We start from the raw sequence: 18669 nt of genomic DNA on the forward strand, positions 1-18669 counted from the left end.
GCGGCCTTCAGGCCGCGCTCGTCGACGACGCGACGATTCGCGACTTCGGCACGACGTTCACCTCGAACGGATGCGCCGCGGCCAGACACTGACGATCGGCGAAGTCGCCACGCGGCGAGCTGACCGGCGCTTTCGGTTTCGCCGTGCTACACCGCGACGTGCGGCTCCAGGACCGCGGGACGACCTTCAGTTTATCGAAAAGGAGTCAACGATGCCGAAGCGCATCCGCGTAGAAAATATGTCCGCCACCACCACGCCGGCACAAGTGAAGGCCGGCTTCGACGGCTTCGGATCGATCATCCGTTGCCAGCTCGACGTCGACGAGACGGGCGCGTCGACCGGCGTCGCCCACGTCGAGTTCACGAACACGCAGTCCGGCTCCGCCGCGATCGCTATCATGAACAATACGCCGTTCAACGGCGCCACCATCAGCGTCACAGAAGACGCTTGAGCCGCGACGCTTGTCGCTCCGGGCAAAAGCTGGCTAGCTTGCCCGCGTGCAGCTCGTCGATCTCACCTATGACCGTCCGGACCTGCTCGAGCAGGCAGCCGAGCTCCTGCACGCGCGGATGCCCGAGGGCTGGCCCGACGTGGCGGCCGCGCGCGAGGAGGTCGACGCGGCGCTGGACCCGGCCCGGATCGCGCGGGCCGTGGTCGCGGGGGACACCCTGCTCGGCTGGGCCGCGGCCAACGAGCGGTACACGGATCACGTGTGGGAGATCCACCCGCTCGTGGTCCGGGTCGACCGCGAGCGCGGCGGCGTGGGCACCATGCTGGTGCGCGACCTGGAGGATCGCGTGCGCGCGATGGGCATCCATACGATGTTCGTCGGCTCCGACGACGAGCTCGGGCTGACTTCGCTCGCCGGCGTCGACCTCTACCCCGACGTGATCGGCCACCTCGCCCGCCTGCAGAACCTGCGCGGGCACCCCATCGGCTTCTATCGACAGCTGGGCTATTCGGTGATCGGCGTCATGCCCGACGCCAACGGCTTCGGCCAGCACGACATCTATCTCGCGCGTCGCCTCGTCCCCCCAGTATGACCGCCGCGCCAGGGCACGGGCGTCATGGCGACACGCACCTGACAATTGGTTGACGGGGCCGCAAGTCCATCTACCCTCGGGGTCATGACTTTGCTTCGACTGTCCTCCTCCTTTATCGCCCTCGCGCTCGCCGTCACGGCCTGTCAGCCCGACAGCCCCGACGGCAACGGCCCGAGCCCGGCCCCCGAAGTCGAGCAGCCCGCGCCCGATCCGTGGATCGCCGAGAACTACGCGCCGGTGCAGGAGGAGGCCAAGAAGCTCAGCGTCGACAAGTTCCTCGAGCTCTATCCGCAGCCCGCCTACGTCGCCTCCGTCTCGTACGACGCGCTCAAGGCCGCCGGCCTCGACCTGATCCGCCCCTACGCCGGCCTCACCGACGCGCACGACAAGCTGCTCGCCAACAACGGCTTCGTCGCGGTCGACGCCGCCGAGACCCAGACCTTCGCCACCACCTACCTCGACATCTACGACGCCGATCTGCCCGTCCTGATCACGGCGGACAGCATGCTCTACGCGCTGCACAAGTCGTTCGACTCGATGTTGATGTACTTCGAGCGCACCGTCCTCCGCGTCGAGATGGCGACGATGCTCGAGACCAGCCACAAGGCCCTCGGCGAGCGCCTCGCCAAGCTCCCGCCCGAGCTCGCCGCCGCCGCCGCCGACCTCGACGTCTACCTCACCGTCGGCCGCTCCCTGCTCTCCGGCTTCGCCCAGCCCGTCAGCGACGACCCCGCGGTCCAGGACAAGGTCGACCGGATCCTCGCCGCCGCCGCCTCGCTGCAGCCGGCCACGCTCGACCTGTTCGGCGTCGCCGTCGACTACGACTTCTCGCAGCTCGAGCCGCGCGGCCACTACGAGGACGACACCGACCTCCAGACCTACTTCCAGGCCATGATCTGGCTCGGCCGCACCGACCTGCCGATGGTCGTCTACGACGAGAACCAGAAGCCGCAGTTCAACCGCCGCGGCCTCGACGCCGCCTTCCTCATGCACCATGTCCTTCAGGACAGCGGCGCCGAGAAGAACTGGAAGCGCATCGACAAGACCATCTCGCTGCTGATCGGCGAGCGCGACAGCATGAGCCCGGCCGACATGACGTCCTACATGGACGCCGTCAAGGCCCACACCCCCGAGGAGCTGGTCAAGCTGTCCGACGAGGCCGTCTACAAGGCCCTCATCGACGGCGACTACGGCATCCAGCGCATCATGTCGCAGATCATGTACACCGACCCGAACGCCCCGCAGCTGATGCTGCCGCGCGTGTTCCACCTGATGGGTCAGCGCTTCACGATCGACTCGTACGTCTTCAACAACGTCACCTATGACCGCGTGCAGGACCTGCGCACCGGCACCAAGGTCACGCGCATGCTGCCGAGCGAGCTCGACGTCCAGTTCGTGCTCGGCAACAACGCCGCCGGCCACCACCTCAAGCCCGAGCTCGACGAGTACGGCTACCAGGGCACCCTGCACGAGATGCGCTTCCTGGTCGACAGCCACCCGCAGGAGTTCTGGGACGGCAACTTCTACAACGGCTGGCTCAACGCCATCCGGGCGCTGGGCGACCACAGCGAGTTCGACAACCTGCCCGAGTCGATGCGCACCGCCGCCTGGGCCGACAAGGGCCTCAACACCCAGACCGCCTCGTGGGCCGAGCTGCGCCACGACACCCTGCTCTACGTCAAGCAGTCGTACTCCGGCGGCAATGGTTGCGAGTACATCGACGCCTACGTCGAGCCGGTGCCCGCGCTTTACAACCGCCTGGCCCACCTCGGCGACCTCGGCCTCGAGCTCACCGGCGAGCTCGGCGGCGAGGGCTTCGAGGTCAGCCACGCCCAGTCGTTCTTCACCCACCTCAAGGACGTCTCCACCACCCTCGAGAGCATCGCCCAGAAGGAGATCGACGGTCAGGCCCTCACCACCGCCGAGTACGACTTCCTCCGCGGCACCATCGAGATGGAGCTCGTCGGCTGCGGCGAGGTCCAGTACGACGGCTGGTACGGCAAGCTGTTCTTCGACCAGGCGAAGATCGCCGAGTTCGAGCCGACCATCGCCGACGTCCACACCGCCCCCACCGACGCCGCGGGCGATCCCAAGGGCTGGGTCCTGCACGCCGCCACCGGCCGCCCGATGCTGATGGTCTTCACCCTCGAAGACTGCTCCGGCACCCGCGCCTACGTCGGCCCGGTCTCGAGCTTCCACAGCGTCCTGACCGAGAACTACGACCGCCAGACCGACTCCGCCTGGGCCGAGAAGCTCGCCGGCGACCCGCCGGCCCGGCCGTCGTGGACCGAGAGCTTCGTCCGCTAGTCGCAGCAGCTCCCCGCACCTCCGCGTCGATGCGGAGGTGCCTCTCTCCGGGACATGTCCTCACGGACATGTCCCGAAGGCTACTCAGCCCTGCCCGTACGCGGCGATCCAGCGCAGGTGCGGCCAGGTGTAGATGCCGTTGTCGTGGCCGTCGGAGAAGCGGATGCCGAGCGCGTAGGCGCCGACCTCGTGCAGCTCGGCGATCGTCACGCCCGCGGGCGGCTCGTGGAAGCGCAGCCCGGGCGTGTGGCCCTGGCAAGTCGCGCACGGGCACCAGCCGCGTAGCAGCGCCGCCGAGAGGCGGGACGTCGCGCCGTCGTCCCACGTGACCTCGAGGACAGCTTCCTTCACATGATGGGCGATGTCGACCGGGACCATCGGCACCTCAGCGGAGCAAGCACAGCGGCTCGCCGTCGACTTCCTCGCAGTTCGGGCACACCGACACGTAGTGGTAGGTCTGGCCGGCGTCCTCGATGCACAGCTCGACCTTGACCCCGTCGCCGGTGGCCTCGCCGCACTGGCTCTGCATGCCCATCGAACACTCGCTCTTCGGCGTGTCGGCGCACGCGCAGTACCACGACTCCAGCGTGCCCACGCAGCCCGCCACCTGAGGGTTGGCGAAGCCGGTCTCGCCGCAGCTGTCTGCGCTGCAGAGGCCGTTGTTGACCACCCACTTATTTACCTGACAATGGAGCACCTTGCCTAGGACCCCGGGCCCGGCGTCGCACACGGCCGTGTTGTGGACCGGGCAGTCGTCGCCCTCCATCGGCCCGCCGCTCGTCCCCATCGTCGTGTCGGTCGTGTCGGTCGTCGACGTGGTGGTGGTCGTCTCGTCGGTCGTGCTCGTGCTCGTCGTCTCGGTCGTGCTCGTGCTCGTGCTCGTCGTTTCGGTCGGGTCCGTCGACGTCGTCGTGCCCGTCTCGGTGCTCGTGCCCGTCTCGCTCGTGCCCGGCCCTGCCGTCGTCGGATCGATCGTCGTCGGGGTCGTCGTCGAGTCGGGCGCGCCCTCGCACTCGTCCTTGCCGAGCTCGAGAGCCTCGCCGAGCGCCGGCACCGCCTCGTTGTAGACCGCCTGGACCATCTCGTCGGCGGCGATCCACGTCACCGTGATGTCGGCGCTGAGGGTGCCCGCCGGCGGCGTGAAGCCCACCGTGGCGAACTTGTCCGCGAACACGTCCTGATCGGCGATCGGAAACGTCTTGCTCAGCGGCTCACCGATGGCGCCGTCGGCCCCGTAGCTCTGGATCCGCAGCGACACGCTCGTCGGCGCGCCGCTCATCAAATCACAGGGATACAGCCGCAGTTCGACCTCGGTCGGCTGGGCCCCGCACGCGCCGAGCATCCACACCGTGGAGCCGCCGACCAGCCTCAGGAGGCGAGAATGCACGGCGCGGATTCTACCACAAGCGGCGAACTCGCGCGCGCACCGCTGAACATCGTATCAGCCCGTGCGGCGCCGCCTGGCCCATCGGACCTGTCCCGAAGTTCTAGTCGCTACTGGAGAGAACGCCGCTCTCGGCCGTCCGCTCGCCCCCGCGGCCCCGCCGCCTGATCTATGCTCCGCGCCCTTATGTCCGCCCGCGAACTGATCGCCCTCGGCACCGCCAGCCAGGTGCCCACGCGCTACCGCAACCACAATGGTTATCTGCTGCGCTGGGACGACCACGGCCTGCTGTTCGACCCCGGCGAGGGGACACAGCGGCAGATGATCTACGCCGGGGTGACGACCGCCGCGATCACGCGGATCTGCGTGACCCACTTCCACGGCGACCACTGCCTCGGGCTGGCGGGGATCTCCCAGCGCATCTCGCTCGATCGGGTACAGCACGAGGTCGCCGTCCACTACCCCGCGTCGGGCCAGGTGTACTTCGACCGCCTGCGCCACGCCTCGATCTTCCACGACGTCGCCCACATCACTGCCCGACCGATCCGCGGCCCCGGCACGATCTACGAGGACGCCGACCTGACCCTGTCGACGCTGCCGCTCGACCACGGCGTCGAGGCCTTCGGCTACCGCCTCGAGGAGAAGGCCAAGCGGACCATGCTGCCCGACCGCCTGGCCGCCGCCGGCGTGCGCGGGCCGATGGTCCGCCGCCTGATGCTCGAGGGCTCGCTCGAGATCGACGGCCGCACCGTCCACCTCGACGACGTCAGCCTGCCGAAGCCGGGCCAGGTGTTCGCGTTCGTCATGGACACCCGTATGTGCAAGAACGCGTTCGCGCTGGCCCGCGGCGCCGACATGCTGGTGTGCGAGTCGACCTATCTCCACTGCGACGCCGACCTCGCCCACGACCACGGCCACATGACCGCCGTCGAGGCCGCCACCATCGCCCGCGACGCCGGCGTCCGCCGCCTGGTCCTCACCCACTTCTCCCAGCGCTACACCGACACCGAGGCCTTCGTCGCCGAGGCGCGGGCGATCCACCCCGACGTGATCGCCGCCCGCGACTGCGACGTCATCCCCGTGCCGAAGCGCCTCGAGGTCGGCGCCTGAGCCTGCCCGAAGGAGCATGCTCCGAGGGACATGCCCCTCGGAGCATGTCCCTGGCGCCAGCCTAGCCGCCGAGCTTGCTCTTGACCTTGGAGATGCGCTGGGCGGCCTTGGCCTCGCCGAGCTCCTGGGCCTTCTCGTACTGCAGCAGCGCGTCGCGGTAGCGAAGCGCGTTGTAATAAGCGTCGCCGAGCTTGATCCGGTACGTGCCGTTGTTGGGGGCCACCGCCACCGCCTTCTCGGCGAAGCGCTGGGCCTTGTCGGCCGAGCCGCGGTCGAAGTAGATGTCCGACAGGCCGATCAGCGCCTCCGCGTTGCGACGGTCGTAGCTGATCGCCTGGTTGAACAGCGACTCGGCCTCGTCGCGGCGGCCGGACGCCAGCGCCGCCTTGCCCTGGCCGGCGATCTCGGTCGCCTTGGCCGGGTCGCGCTTGACCGGCGCGTCGGGCAGCTCGTCGTCGCCCGGGTCCTCCGGCTCGCTCTTCTTCTTGCTGCCCTTGCTCGACTTCGGCGTCTGCTTCGCGGTCGGCTCCGGCGGCGTCTCGACCACCTCGGGCTCGCTCGGCTCGGGCGGCGTCTCGACCTGCTTTGGCGGCTCCGCCTCCGGCTCCGCCTCCTTGGGCGGCGCCGCCTCGGGCTCGACCGCCACGCCGGCCCCGCGCGCGACCTCGAGGATCGCCGTCTGGGCCGACAGCGGCGCGTCGGTCCGCGCCTTGGCGATCGCCTTCTTGAAGCCCGCCTCGCGCTTCTTCTCGTCGGGCTGGATCAGCGCCACCGCGAGATCGCCCGTCGCCTTCTCGCCCGGGCTCAGCGTGCCGGCCTCGGCGCGCTTGACGTAGTCGTCGATCTCCGCCTGCGAGCGGGCCGCGCGGGTCAAGGCGCGCTCGCTCTTGGGGTCGAACGCCAGCGCCCACGCGTAGTAGTCCCGCGACAGCGAGCGCGTGCCGTCGGTGTCCCAGAACTTGTCGCCGATCGTCAGCAGCTGGTTCGAGAACTCCTGGCGCAGCTCCTCGCCGAGCTCGTCGGCCATGCGCTCGCCGCTGCCCTCGACCGCCTCGAGCTCCTTGACCTTGAGCAGCGCAGTCGGCCCGCCGTCCTCGGGCAGGTTGACGTAGTGGCCGATGCTCGCCGCCTGGCGCGCGGTCCGGCTCAGCGACTCGATCTGCTCCTGCTCCTCCGGCGTCACCTCCGGCGCGCCGGTCAGCATCAGCACCACCGCAGTGACCACCGCCGCGCCCACGGCCGCCACCACCGGCAGCACCCAGCGCCGCTTCTCCGCCTGCTCGGACTGCGAGCCGGGCATGCGCGCGAGCAGGGCGGCGCGCCGCTCCGGATCGATGTCGGGCAGCGGCAGGTCGTCCCACTCGGTGGTGATCCGCGCCGCGATCTGGGCCTCGCACAGCGCCGCCTCGAGCTCGGCCATGTTGGCGTAGCGGTCGGCCGGCGACTTCGCCAGGCAGCGCATCACCACGTCCTCGAGCGCCTTCGGGATGTTGCGCTCCGGCTTGATCTGGCTCGGCAGCGGCGGCGTGATCTTGATGTGCGCCAGCAGCACCTCGGCGAGGTTGTCGTCGACGAACGGCGGGTGGCCGACCAGCACCTCGTACATCACGCAGCCGATCGCGTACACGTCGAGTCGGCCGTCGAAGTCGGTGTTGTTGATCTGCTCCGGCGGCATGTAGGCCGGGGTGCCGGCGATCGGGCCGGAGCCGCGGTCGTTGGACAGCATCGCCGACACGCCGAAGTCGACGATCTTCGCCATGTCGCGGCGGCCCTCGTGCGTCACGAGGAGGATGTTCTCGGGCTTGATGTCGCGGTGGACGATGCCGGCCTTGTGGGCCATGCCGAGGCCCCTGCACACCTGGCGCAGCACGGCGATGAGGCGGCCGAACTCGAGCTCGGTGTCGACCAGGCTGGCGAGGTCGACGCCGTTGAGCAGCTCCATGCAGAAGAACAGGCGCCCGTCGGGCAGCTCGCCGAAGTCGAAGATCTCGACGATGTTCTTCGAACCGGCGCGGGTCGCCGCGCGCGCCTCGTCGCGGAACACCTGCGCCGTGTCGCTGCGAAGGCTGAGCTCGGCGCGCAGGATCTTCAGCGCGACCCGCCGCTCGATGTCGATGTGCTCGGCTTCATAAACCACTCCCATGCCGCCCTCGCCGAGCCAGCGGAGCAGCTTGTAGCGGGTGCCCGGGATCGGCTTGCCCGCCGTGAGTTTCACCGGCGTGCGCAGCTCGAGGTGCGTATCGGCGTTCGCGATCGAGGGCGGCGTGAACTCCCCGGTGTCCCGCTTCTGCCCCGTGACCGCGCGGATGTCGGGCATCGTGTGGTCCGACACCGGTCGCTCCGCGGCTGCCGGCGTGGCCGCTGCGCCGAAGATCTGCCCGGGCCTGGCGACGATGGTGCGCTTGTCGTCGGCGACCCGCTTGTCGTCCGGACGGGTGAGGTCCCGGACGTCGCGCATGGTGTCCTCGTCCTCGGGCTTCGCGGGGACTTTCACCGGGGGCGCGGGCCTCGGGACCGGGGGCGCAGGCGGCGACACGGCCGGAGCCGCGCGAGTGGCCGCCTGGACCGACGCCGGCAAGCCGATGCCGAAGACCGTGCGCCCCTTGTCGTCGCTCTGACCGCGTCCCTTGTCCTCGTCCGCCATAAGGAGAACCTCGGCGGCGATTATAAATGGAAAGCGCGCGCCGAGATCGTCGGCGCGCACCGACCTCGTGCGCGCGACGAGCGGCGGGGCAGTACCGCGCAAAAGGTGGTAGCCTCGGCGCCTCCATGAGCGCCAAGACCCGCGGCACACCCGCTGTACCGACGTTTCGCCGGCTGATGGTCGCCAACCGGGGCGAAGTCGCGGTCCGGATCGCCAGGGCCTGCGACCTCCTCGGCATCACGCCGGTGTTCGCCACCTCGACCGCAGACCGCGACGCCGGCTATCTGCGCGGGCGCGAAACCGTATGCATCGGCGCCGCACGCTCGCCGCAGAGTTACTTGAATATGCAGGCGATCGTCCAGGCCGCGCGCCAGAGCGAGTGCACCGCGCTGCACCCCGGCTGGGGATTTCTCTCGGAGAACCCCGTGTTCGCGGCGCTGTGCGAGGCCCACGGCGTCACCTTCATCGGCCCGCCCGCCCGCGCGATGCACCTGATGGGCAAGAAGACGCCGGCGAAGACCGCCATGCGCGCCGCCGGTCTGGCGCTGATCCCCGGCAGCGACGGCATCCTCGACAGCGTCGAGCAGGCGCGCGAGGTCGCCGACCGCGTCGGCTACCCGATCCTCCTCAAGGCCGAGAGCGGCGGCGGCGGTCGCGGCATGCGGATCGCCCGCGGCCCCGACGAGGTCGCGTCGGCTTACGCGGACGCGCAGGCCGAGGCGATCGCCGCCTTCGGCGACGGCCGCCTCTACCTCGAGCGCCTGATCGAGGGCGGCCGCCACGTCGAGATCCAGATCATGGCCGACCGCTACGGCAACGTGGTCCACCTCGGCGAGCGCGACTGTACCGTCCAGCGCAATCATCAGAAGCTGCTCGAGGAGTCGCCCTCGCCGTCGCTGTCGCCGGAGGAGCGCGAGAGGACCCTCGCCGCCGCCGTGCGGGCCGCCGCCAGCATCGGCTACGTCGGCGCCGGCACCATGGAGTTCCTGCTCGATCAGGGCACCCTCCGCTTCATGGAGATGAACACGCGCCTGCAGGTCGAGCACAGCGTGAGCGAGGTCCGCAGCGGCCGCGACCTCGTGGTCGAGCAGATCCGCGTCGCCGCCGGCCAGCCCCTGTCCTTCGGGCAAGCCGACGTCGTCCTCACCGGCCACGCCATCGAGTGCCGGATCAACGCCGAGGACCCGGCCCACAACTTCAAGCCCGCGCCCGGCAAGATCGTGCGCTGGCACAGCCCCACGGGCGAGGGCGTGCGCGTCGACACCCACGTCGACAGCGGCTACGAGGTCCCGCCGCACTACGACAGCCTGCTCTGCAAGGTCATCACCGCCGGCGCCACCCGCGACGAGGCCGCCGACCGCATGATCGCCGCCCTCGGCGAGCTCGTGTGCGAGGGCGTGCCGACCACCGTCCCGCTGCACCTGCAGATCCTCCGCTCCCCCGCCTTCCGCAGCAATCACTACGACACCCGCGCGATCCCCGGCATCTGACGATCGCCCGCGCCTCCCAGGAACCTGACCGATGGCACATGTCCCTTTGGTCCCGATCGGCACCCCGCGCGAGCAGGTCGCCGACTCCCGCACCTTCGACGAGCAGCGCCAGGCGCTCGGCGACCTCGAGGCCACCCTCGCCTCGCGCCGCGCCGCCGTCCACGCCGGCTGGGGTGACACCTACGTCGCCCGCGTCCACGCCAAGGGCAAGCTGACCGCGCGCGAGCGCGTCGCCCAGCTCATCGACCCCGGCACGCGGATCTTCGAGGTCGGCACCTTCGTCAACGACGGCCTGGTGTTCGGCGACAAGCTGACCTCGCCGGCCGCCGGGGTGGTCACCGCGTTCTGCCGCGTCGAGGGGCGGTGGTGCATGGTCATCGCCAACGACAACACGGTCGCCTCGGGCTCGTGGTGGCCGCGCACACCGGAGAAGATCGAGCGGGCGCAGACGATGGCGCTGCGGCTGCGGCTGCCGACGATCTACCTCGTCGACTGCTCCGGCCTGTTCCTGCCCGAGCAGTCGAAGAGCTTCCCCGGCGGCACCGGAGCGGGCCACATCTTCAAGATGAACAGCCTGCTGTCGGCGAACGGCGTGCCGCAGCTCGCAGGCGTGTTCGGCGACTGCATCGCCGGCGGCGGCTACATGCCGATCATCAGCGACCGCGTCTACATGACCGAGCAGGCGTACATGGTCATCGCCGGCGCCGCGCTGATCAAGGGCGCCAAGAGCCAGAAGCTGACCAGCCTCGACATCGGCGGCCCCGAGGTGCACGTGCACCTCAGCGGCTGCGCCGACCGGCGCGTGCCCAACGACGAGGTCCTGATCGACTGCCTGCGCCGCGAGGTCCGCAAGCTGCCGAGCTCGGGCGCCGACTTCTACCGCGGCGACGCGGGCGCGATCGACCCGCTGTTCCCCGCGCACGAGCTGTGCGGCCTCATGCCCGTCGACCACCGCGAGAGCTACGACTCGTACCAGGTGCTCGCGCGCCTGTGCGACCAGAGCCTGTTCTGGGAGCTCATGCCCGACGCCGGCGAGGAGATGATCTGCGGCGTCGGCCGGATCGGCGGGCTTTACGCCGGCTTCATCATCAACCGCCAGGGCCTGGTCGGCGACCCCGAGCATCCGGGTGCGCGAAGGCCCGGAGGCACCCTCTACCGCGCCGGGATCGCCAAGATCTCCGCCTTCTCGCGCGCGTGCGACAGCGACGGCTTGCCGATCATCTGGTTGCAGGACATCTCTGGCTTCGACATCGGCGTCGAGGCCGAGCGCCAGGGCTTGCTCGCCTATGGTTCGAACCTCATCTACACCAACAGCACCAACACCACGCCGATGTTCACGGTGCTGCTGCGCAAGGCCTCCGGCGCCGGTTATTACGCCATGGCCGGCCTGCCCTACGACCCGGTGGTGCAGCTCTCCACCTGCCTCACGCGGCTCTCGGTGATGGAGGGTCGTACTCTGGCGATCGCCACCTACAACACCAAGCTCGACGACAACTTCGAGATCCTCGCCAAGGATCCCGACGAGCGGCGCGCCATCGAGACCGGCATGCGTTCGGTCGAGCAGCGCATCGAGGCCGACATGGACCCGTACGTCGCGGCCCGACAGATGGACACCGACGAGATCGTCGGCGTCAGCGAGCTCCGCAGTTACCTTTGCGCGCTCGTCGAGATGAGCTACCAGTACACAGGTTACCGGCGGGTCAAGAACCCGCGGATCTGGACCATGCACGACCTCGCGGTGCTCACCGGAGGGATCCGCTGACATGCCCGTGAAGAATTTCGTCCTCGACGCTCGCCTCACTCCGCCGGTGCTCCGCGCGCGCCTGGCCGCCGGACCCGACGGTCGTCAGCGCCTGCTCGCGCCCGGCGTCGGCATGTTCCGCGGCGCGCCCGACCCGGGCATGCTCGTCGGGCCCGACCAACCGATCGGCGCGCTCGAGATCCTCGGCGTCGTTCACCACGTCCTCGCCCCCGTCGGGGCCGGCGGCCTCGTGGTCGCCCCCGAGGACGCGCCCCGCAGCTCCGCGCCCGCGCGTCGTGCGGTCGGCTTCGACGACCTGCTGCTCGTCCTCGATCCGAGCGCCACGCGCAGCGAGTCCGCCGCCAACCAGTCCGGTCCGGCCGCCGGCCCCGGCGTCAGCGGTGGAGCGGTCCTGCGGGCCCCGACCAGCGGCCGCTTCTACGTCCGCTCCGGCCCGGGCAAACCCGCCTTCGTCAGCGTCGGCGCGGTGCTCGAGCCCGGGCAGACCGTCGGCCTCATCGAGGTCATGAAGACCTTCAGCCGCGTGCTGTACGGCGGGGACGCCTTGCCGTCACGCGCCCGGGTGGTCCGGATCTGCCAGGCCGACGAGTCGGATGTCGCGCAGGGCGACCCGCTCCTCGAGGTCGAGCCGGTCGACGCCGCGGACGACCAAAATACGAAACCCCACCCGGCATAGCGATAGCAGGTGGGGGTCGACTTAGATAGCGTTGAGGGGGGACGGCCTCAGTTGGCGACGGATCCGCTGACTGCGGACCAGCGAACCCGCGTGATCATGAAGTGCCTGTCCGACCGATTTGGATGACAGGTCGATGCGATTTTTTTCTGACCGCCGCTGATGAGGTAATCCGTGGACGAACGAGCCGAAGACAAGCGCGAGAAGGTCCGCTGGCTCATCCTCCTGAGCGGAGTCGCGCTCGCCTTCTACCTCTGCTGGTTGATGCTGCAGCCCTTCGTCCGGGTGCTGCTGTGGGGCCTCGTCCTCACCTCGGCGTTCGGCCCGGTTCACAGGCGCATCCGCCAGCGCATCAAGAACCAGGACATCGCCGCCCTGGTGTCCTGCTTCGCCGTCGTGCTGACGATCGGCGTGCCGACGGCCCTCATCGGCCTGGCCCTCGTCCGCGAGCTCGCGCCGGCCTTCGAGACCTTGCAGGCCATGATCTCGAGCCTGCTCGACCCGAACTCGCCGGTGATCGGCAAGCTGACGCAGTGGCTGTCGGAGCGCGGCGTCGACATCGCTGCCGTGAAGCAACAGGCGATCGAGCAGGCGCAGGCGGCGATGGGCGAGGTGACCACGAACTCGATCGGCTACGTGCGCGGGATCCTCGGCGGCATCGCCGGCGTCATCATCGAGGCCTTCTTCGTCTTCTTCACCATGTTCTACCTGTTCCGCGACGGGGCGAAGCTGTGGGCCGCCCTGGCCAACGCGCTGCCGCTGCGCGGGAAGACCATGAACCAGATGATCGTGCGCATCCGCGAGGTCATCAGCGCCAGCGTCTACGGCGTGTTCGTGATCGCGGTCATCCAGGGCACGCTCGGCGGCATCGCCTTCTGGTTCATCGGCCTGCCCTCCGCGGTGGTGTGGGGCCTGGTGATGACCTTCATGTCGCTGATCCCGCTGGCGGGCTCGTTCGTGGTCTGGGTGCCGGCGGCGATCTACCTCGCCATCACCGGCTCGTGGGGCGCGGCCATCGGCCTGTCGCTGTGGGGCACGATCGTGATCGGCCTGGTCGACAACTTCATGCGCCCGAAGCTGGTCGGCGAGAAGGCCAAGCTGCACGAGCTGTTCATCTTCTTCGCCGTGCTCGGCGGGCTGCAGCTGTTCGGGATCGTCGGCCTGTTCCTCGGCCCTGTGATCCTCGCCATCGCGCTGGCGCTGTTCGACGCCTTCCTCCACCCCGACACGTCGCTCAAGGGGGGACGGCCGACGATTCCGCCACCGGACCTGCCGCCGGCGCCGGTGCTCCCGCCCGTGGTCTCACCCCCCGATCAGGGCGCGTGACAGCGACGCGGAGCCCGTCATCGGGTCCTTAAATAGATTGCGACCGGCCACGGCGCACTTGGACCCGAACCCTGGACACCAAGGCCCAGGTGCGCCGTGACCGGTCGAGGACACAGACCGATGACTCGATGAATGAGCGTCGCCTCGGTCCTCAACGGATCACGGATTTTTGGCGGGACCATCGCGCGCAGATCCGCGCGCAGCGACGTGACCTGCACGTCGCGAGACTGTCACCTTCGCTCAGCCCATCATGACCAGGCGGACGACCGCGCTGATCACGCCACCCGCCGCGAACAGGCAGCAGAGGTCACTTCTGAGCCTGCGCAACCGCGCCAGAGCGAGCGGGCCCTGGGGGGAGATTTCTTCGAACAGCATCGGGAAATCTCGAGTACGCGTAACGTCCATGACTCCCAGTTGTAACAGAACGAAGGGTCGTCGCAAGATCTGTTAGCGCGCGCTATGCGCGCGGAACTGCTCCGACCCTTGTAGAAGCAACGAGCGACGCCCCGCGCTCGCGCAGCGAGGTCGTCGCCCGAACGACGTGTCGGCGTCCGGCGCGGGGACGCGGGGCTCGACGAGGTCGTCGCCGAGACGGAGAGCGCGGCGCCGGAGCGCGCGGCTCGCCTGGTCGAGGTGTCGCCGAGCCGGAGAGCGCGGCGTCCGGCGCCGGGCCGCGCGGCGGGCTCAATCGAGGTCGTCGTCGTCGTCGCCGAGCCGGGACAGCACGTCGTCGTCCAGCGGGGCCCCCGAGTCCGGCGGGATCTCCGGCTCGGCGGGGCGCTCGTCGTCGTCGTCGGTGTCGGCGATCGCGTCGAGGTCGGCGCTGAGGCGCCGGCTGATCTCTAGCTCCGAGGGCTCGGTCTCTTCGGACATGTCCGATAAGTCATCCTCGGCGTCGCCGGCTGATTCCTCCTCCGAGTCGGAGCTGCCGCTCGAGGTCTCGGCCGTCGCAGCCCCGCCGCCGTCGCCCTCGTTGCTCGCGGTCGCAGCGGCCACCGGCGCGGTGTCCTGCGGCGGGCGCTTGCTCGCGGTCTTCTTCGCCGCCGCCTTCTTCGCGGTGGTCTTCTTGACCGCGGTCTTCTTCGCTGCGGTCTTCTTCGCCGCGGTCTTCTTCGCGGCCGGCTTCTTCGCCGCGGCCTTCTTCGCCACGGCCTTCTTCGCCGCCTTCTTGGGCGCGGCCTTCTTCGCCGTCTTCTTGCGCGCGGTCTTCTTCGTTGCCTTCTTCCGATATGACGTAGCCATCGCTCCTCCTCCCCAGGGCCCACTCGTTCTTCGAGGGGCTACTGTGACCGGAGCAGTTTGCCACGGAGCGCGACGGCCTTGTCGATCTGGACCAGAGCACGCAGCGATGAACGACGCGCGCGCCGTCGCTCTCGCGGCGCGTCGCTCGTCGATCGGACGTCGCTGACGCTCGCGAGCGCGGGCCGTCCCTCGCCGCGGGCGTCGCGGGCAGTGGACGCGAGTGACGATCGCGGCGGAGTCCTACGTCGCCGGCCAAGGATGCGAACGCGACCTCGCGGCTGCCGTGAACGCGATCGCCGACGCCACGGACGCGGGCTGGCCTCCAAGAGGCGACGGGCTCACACGGTCCAGGGGTAGACCCCCGAACGCGCGGGGCTCTCCTCGATCGGCTCTTCTTCGCCGTCCATGCTGCTGGCGGCCTCGACCTCCACGGGGGGCTCGAGGTCGGCCTCGGCGAGGCGGACGGGCAGGCGCACCGTGAAGGTGGTGCCGCGGCCGAGCGCGCTCTCGACCTCGATGTCGCCGCGCATGAGGTGGCAGAAGTTGCGGCTGATGGCGAGGCCGAGGCCGGTGCCGCCGTAGCGGCGGGTGGTGGCGGCGCTGCCCTGCGCGAACTCCTGGAAGATGCGCTTGATCTGGCTCGGCGACATGCCGATCCCGGAGTCGGACACCGTGAAGACGAGCTGCTCGCCGTGGTCGGTGGCGGTCCGATGGGCGGCCAGGACGACCTCGCCGCTGCTGGTGAACTTGGCGGCGTTGCTGAGGAGGTTGAGCAGGACCTGGCGGACCTTGACGCGGTCGAGGCGGACCGGGCCGAGGGCTTCCTCGCAGCGGGGCGCGAAGGTGTTGCGGTTCTTCTCGATGAGCGGGCGCGCGGTCATCGACACCTCGTCGATGACCTCTCCGAGCTCGAACTCCTCGAGGAAGAGCTCCATCTTGCCGGCCTCGATCTTCGACAGATCGAGCATGTTGTTGATCAGCGACAGCAGGTGCTTGGAGGCCGCCTGGATCTTCTGCATGTCGGGGATGAAGCTCCCCGCCTGGACGACATCGTTGAACTCATCCTCGAGCAGCTCGCTGTAGCCGATGATGGCCGTCAGCGGAGTGCGCAGCTCGTGGCTCATGTGGGCGATGAAGGCGCTCTTGGCCCGCGAGGCGTCGAGGGCCTCCTCGTTGGAGCGAGCCAGGCGACGCGCGCGGCGCTCGAGCGTGTTGCGCTCGCTCTCGAGCCGCTCGGTGTGGGCCGTCTCGAGCGCGAGCGCCAGGTGGTCGGCGATCGCCAGCAGGATGTCGACATCGTCCTGCGTGAACGGCCCGCGCGTGAGCGGCCGGTCGAGGTAGATGACGCCGAAGAAGCGGTGACCCAGCAGCAGCGGCGCGGCCAACATGTGCCGCGGCGGCAACGGGCTGCCGTCAAGCTGCTCGGTGCCGGCGGCGTCGCCCGAGACGGCGAACGGCTCACGACTGAGGCGCACCCGCTCGAGCACGGCCGCACTCGCCAGCGACAGGTCGGCCTCTTTGCCCTCGGCGTCGCGCGCCGACTTGAGGTGCAGCCGCTCGGTGCTCTCCGAGTAGAAGTACAGGTAGGCCGCGTCGGCTCCGACGATCCGGACGATCTCGGGCAACGCGAGCGGCGTGGGCGACTTCCGGATCATGACTCGAAGGGCTAGGTAGATGACGCGTCCCGTGGGCTCGGAGCGCGTCCTGTAGCTAGAATGGCAGCCTAGACCATCGGCGCGGGCGTATCAACTGTTCGACAGGCACGCCCCGCCGGGCCCGCCGGACGGCCCCGTGCTCGCGCAGATCCGCCCGCATGCGAGCTGTGCCGCTCGGGCTCGCCATCGCTGTCTCGGCCGCGTTCTCGGCCCTCCGTCGTCACGCGTGCGACCCGACGTCACCGCGTCACATGGCCCATGCGCCATGCGAAAAACGACGGACGGACGCTACGTGTAGCGGAGCGCGCAGCGAGTCTCTTCGCCGTCGACCTGAAAGATGAATCGACAGTCGGGCCGCTCGCTCTCGCAGATCGTGCCGCCGATCGCCGAGGGTCGACCTTCGGGGTCCATGACGGTCTGCACCTCGATGCTGACCCCGAAGGTCTGCTCGAGCGAGCGCACCCACGTCATGTAGTCGTGTGAGCAGTTGGGATCGCGCGTCAGCAATGCGCTGCTGCGCTGCGCGATCAAGTTGACCAGATGCGTGTACCGGCGAGGACTGTTAGCGATCACGACACCGAACTCCAGGTGTTCCGCCAGGGGGGACTTCAGATTACTATGGGCTGGAACGCGCGATCCATCCATCGACGCAAGTCGAGGTGGGAAAACTGTGTATCCCAGATCGCAAAAGCCGGGCCCCGCGCCCCGGTCGTCAGGGAGTTCCCGTCGCTGCTGCCGCCTCTGAACCGCCGGACGGTTGTCCGTGTGGGAGTTCGCGGCAGAACACACCGCGGTCCCAGATCGTGTTCGAAGAGGCGGCGCAGACGACACCGCGGCGCCAGTCGACGGCCAGGCTGCGCACCTGGACCCGCTTCAGCCCCAGCGCCGTCCACGTCGCGCCGCCGTCGTCGCTGCCCCAAACACCCTGTCCCCACGACCCGGCGATCACCCGTGCGCCGTCGTCGGGGTCGGGCACCATCACCCGCAAGTCCGGCGCCGGCGGCGTCCTCGGCTCGAACGACCGGCCAGGTGGTGCGACCTGGAGATCGCTCGACCAGATGCCGCTGTGCCACGCGTAGCGCCACCCGCCGCCGACGGCCGGATAGAACCATCCGTCTCCCCGCTCGGACGGCGTGCGGTCGACCCACGCCTCGGCACCATCGCGCGACCACCATGACCGCCCGAGCGCCACTGCGGAGCCACCGCCGAGCGCGACCTGCTCGACTCGACCCGCGAGCTGCTCTTTGGACCATGTCCCTTCCGCCATGTCGAGGAGGTGCAGCGCGCCGTCGACGGTCACCAGGAGTTCGTCGGTGCCGATGGCCAGCGACTTCAACTGACCGGCCGGCCGGCCGACCGATCGCCACTGCCCGGTGATCGGGTCGCGCCGGTCGAGCCGCGCCACTCCAGCCGGCGCCGTCCACAGCGCGCCGTCAGGCGCGGCGTGAAATTCCCAGGCGCGCCCGCCGGGCGGCTCACCGAGGTCGCGCCAGTCGTCGCCGGCCCAGGCCCACACGCGACCGCCGCCGCTCTGCACGACGAAGCCGTCGACCTGCGAGAAGACGAGCAGAGGGTCCGACCAGTCGGCGCTGCCCGCCAGCGGAGTCCACGCCGGATCGATCGGCCGCCACCACTCGACCACGCCCCAACCAGCGACGAGCAGGTGCGAGGCCACCGCCAGTCGCACCGCCGCCCGTCGCACCCACGCGGGCGCCCACGCGAGCAGGTCCGCGAGCCCTCCGAGGTCGAACCACAGGCCGAACGCCGCGAGCAACACGGCCATGGCGGGGATCCCTCTCAACGCCCACCAGGGCCCGACGATGAGGAAGCCGCCGACGAACACGAGCACGACGAACGACCAGCAGGCGGACACGCCCCGGGCCACGCGCTCGAGGATGTGTTGCTCGCTCACAGCCCGAGGATGCCACAGCGAACCCATCGGCAGCAGAGGGCAAGAATCATTCTCGTGGGTGCGGAGGCCACTCGCGTCGCCGCTGCAACTCGACGGCCCGCGGACGCCTCATCGTCGAGGC

The 18669-nt window shown here is 69.6% G+C and carries 16 protein-coding genes; 8 read left to right on the forward strand and 8 right to left on the reverse strand.

Annotation, left to right across the window (positions count from 1 at the left end; genetic code table 11):
* Positions 1-211: 211 nt before the first annotated feature.
* From OV090_RS22510 to OV090_RS22520, 3 genes are all read left to right on the forward strand, one after another.
* Positions 212-451 carry an RNA-binding protein gene (locus OV090_RS22510; RefSeq protein ID WP_267706133.1) on the forward strand — a complete coding sequence of 80 codons (240 nt, stop codon included), beginning with the start codon at positions 212-214 and terminating at the stop codon, positions 449-451.
* A gap of 46 nt (positions 452-497) precedes the next feature.
* Entirely contained in the window at positions 498-1043 is a 546-nt protein-coding gene (locus OV090_RS22515) for a GNAT family N-acetyltransferase (protein WP_267706135.1), read from the forward strand.
* Between the two features lie 84 nt (positions 1044-1127).
* Positions 1128-3350: a DUF3160 domain-containing protein gene (locus OV090_RS22520; RefSeq protein WP_267706137.1), complete on the forward strand. Its 2223-nt coding sequence runs from the start codon at positions 1128-1130 to the stop codon at positions 3348-3350.
* Between the two features lie 84 nt (positions 3351-3434).
* Here the strand turns inward: OV090_RS22520 and OV090_RS22525 are convergent, their stop codons facing one another.
* Positions 3435-3728: a DUF971 domain-containing protein gene (locus OV090_RS22525; RefSeq protein WP_267706139.1), complete on the reverse strand. Its 294-nt coding sequence runs from the start codon at positions 3726-3728 to the stop codon at positions 3435-3437.
* A 7-nt stretch (positions 3729-3735) separates the two neighbouring features.
* Entirely contained in the window at positions 3736-4737 is a 1002-nt protein-coding gene (locus OV090_RS22530; RefSeq protein ID WP_267706141.1) for a hypothetical protein, read from the reverse strand.
* 183 nt (positions 4738-4920) lie between these two features.
* On the opposite strand from OV090_RS22530, the gene OV090_RS22535 reads away from it, so the two are divergent.
* Entirely contained in the window at positions 4921-5844 is a 924-nt protein-coding gene (locus OV090_RS22535) for a ribonuclease Z (protein WP_267706143.1), read from the forward strand.
* A gap of 61 nt (positions 5845-5905) precedes the next feature.
* On the opposite strand, the gene OV090_RS22540 is transcribed toward OV090_RS22535, so the two are convergent.
* Positions 5906-8302, reverse strand: coding sequence for a serine/threonine-protein kinase (locus tag OV090_RS22540; RefSeq protein ID WP_267706145.1), 2397 nt, complete (start codon positions 8300-8302; stop codon positions 5906-5908).
* A gap of 311 nt (positions 8303-8613) precedes the next feature.
* Here OV090_RS22540 and OV090_RS22545 point away from each other — a divergent pair, with 311 nt between their 5' ends.
* From OV090_RS22545 to OV090_RS22560, 4 genes are all read left to right on the forward strand, one after another.
* Positions 8614-9978, forward strand: coding sequence for an acetyl-CoA carboxylase biotin carboxylase subunit (locus tag OV090_RS22545; protein ID WP_267706148.1), 1365 nt, complete (start codon positions 8614-8616; stop codon positions 9976-9978).
* A 31-nt stretch (positions 9979-10009) separates the two neighbouring features.
* Positions 10010-11740, forward strand: a complete 1731-nt coding sequence (locus tag OV090_RS22550) for a carboxyl transferase domain-containing protein (RefSeq protein ID WP_267706150.1) — start codon at positions 10010-10012, stop codon at positions 11738-11740.
* Position 11741: 1 nt separating this feature from the next.
* Positions 11742-12416: a hypothetical protein gene (locus OV090_RS22555; RefSeq protein WP_267706152.1), complete on the forward strand. Its 675-nt coding sequence runs from the start codon at positions 11742-11744 to the stop codon at positions 12414-12416.
* Between the two features lie 171 nt (positions 12417-12587).
* Positions 12588-13739 carry an AI-2E family transporter gene (locus OV090_RS22560; protein WP_267706154.1) on the forward strand — a complete coding sequence of 384 codons (1152 nt, stop codon included), beginning with the start codon at positions 12588-12590 and terminating at the stop codon, positions 13737-13739.
* A gap of 240 nt (positions 13740-13979) precedes the next feature.
* Here OV090_RS22560 and OV090_RS22565 read toward each other — a convergent pair whose 3' ends face one another.
* The 5 genes from OV090_RS22565 to OV090_RS22585 form a co-directional block, all read right to left on the reverse strand.
* Positions 13980-14114, reverse strand: coding sequence for a hypothetical protein (locus tag OV090_RS22565; RefSeq protein ID WP_267706156.1), 135 nt, complete (start codon positions 14112-14114; stop codon positions 13980-13982).
* A 309-nt stretch (positions 14115-14423) separates the two neighbouring features.
* Positions 14424-14981 (reverse strand): hypothetical protein, encoded by a 558-nt coding sequence (locus OV090_RS22570; protein WP_267706158.1) that lies wholly within the window; start codon positions 14979-14981, stop codon positions 14424-14426.
* Between the two features lie 338 nt (positions 14982-15319).
* Positions 15320-16636, reverse strand: a complete 1317-nt coding sequence (locus tag OV090_RS22575; protein WP_267706160.1) for a HAMP domain-containing sensor histidine kinase — start codon at positions 16634-16636, stop codon at positions 15320-15322.
* Between the two features lie 288 nt (positions 16637-16924).
* Entirely contained in the window at positions 16925-17167 is a 243-nt protein-coding gene (locus tag OV090_RS22580) for a hypothetical protein (protein ID WP_267706161.1), read from the reverse strand.
* A gap of 181 nt (positions 17168-17348) precedes the next feature.
* Positions 17349-18548: a hypothetical protein gene (locus tag OV090_RS22585; protein ID WP_267706163.1), complete on the reverse strand. Its 1200-nt coding sequence runs from the start codon at positions 18546-18548 to the stop codon at positions 17349-17351.
* Positions 18549-18669: the final 121 nt, after the last annotated feature.

Source organism: Nannocystis sp. RBIL2 (assembly GCF_026626745.1).
Lineage (GTDB): Bacteria > Myxococcota_A > Polyangia > Nannocystales > Nannocystaceae > Nannocystis.

What these genes read in the sequence shown, in the direction of transcription:
- OV090_RS22510 (WP_267706133.1), top strand. Translation starts at nt 212, where the DNA reads ATGCCGAAGCGCATCCGCGTAGAAAATATGTCCGCCACCACCACGCCG.
- OV090_RS22520 (WP_267706137.1), top strand. Translation starts at nt 1,128, where the DNA reads ATGACTTTGCTTCGACTGTCCTCCTCCTTTATCGCCCTCGCGCTCGCC.
- OV090_RS22525 (WP_267706139.1), bottom strand. Translation starts at nt 3,728, where the DNA reads ATGGTCCCGGTCGACATCGCCCATCATGTGAAGGAAGCTGTCCTCGAG.
- OV090_RS22535 (WP_267706143.1), top strand. Translation starts at nt 4,921, where the DNA reads ATGTCCGCCCGCGAACTGATCGCCCTCGGCACCGCCAGCCAGGTGCCC.
- OV090_RS22540 (WP_267706145.1), bottom strand. Translation starts at nt 8,302, where the DNA reads ATGCGCGACGTCCGGGACCTCACCCGTCCGGACGACAAGCGGGTCGCC.
- OV090_RS22545 (WP_267706148.1), top strand. Translation starts at nt 8,614, where the DNA reads ATGAGCGCCAAGACCCGCGGCACACCCGCTGTACCGACGTTTCGCCGG.
- OV090_RS22550 (WP_267706150.1), top strand. Translation starts at nt 10,010, where the DNA reads ATGGCACATGTCCCTTTGGTCCCGATCGGCACCCCGCGCGAGCAGGTC.
- OV090_RS22555 (WP_267706152.1), top strand. Translation starts at nt 11,742, where the DNA reads ATGCCCGTGAAGAATTTCGTCCTCGACGCTCGCCTCACTCCGCCGGTG.
- OV090_RS22565 (WP_267706156.1), bottom strand. Translation starts at nt 14,114, where the DNA reads ATGCTGTTCGAAGAAATCTCCCCCCAGGGCCCGCTCGCTCTGGCGCGG.
- OV090_RS22570 (WP_267706158.1), bottom strand. Translation starts at nt 14,981, where the DNA reads ATGGCTACGTCATATCGGAAGAAGGCAACGAAGAAGACCGCGCGCAAG.
- OV090_RS22575 (WP_267706160.1), bottom strand. Translation starts at nt 16,636, where the DNA reads ATGATCCGGAAGTCGCCCACGCCGCTCGCGTTGCCCGAGATCGTCCGG.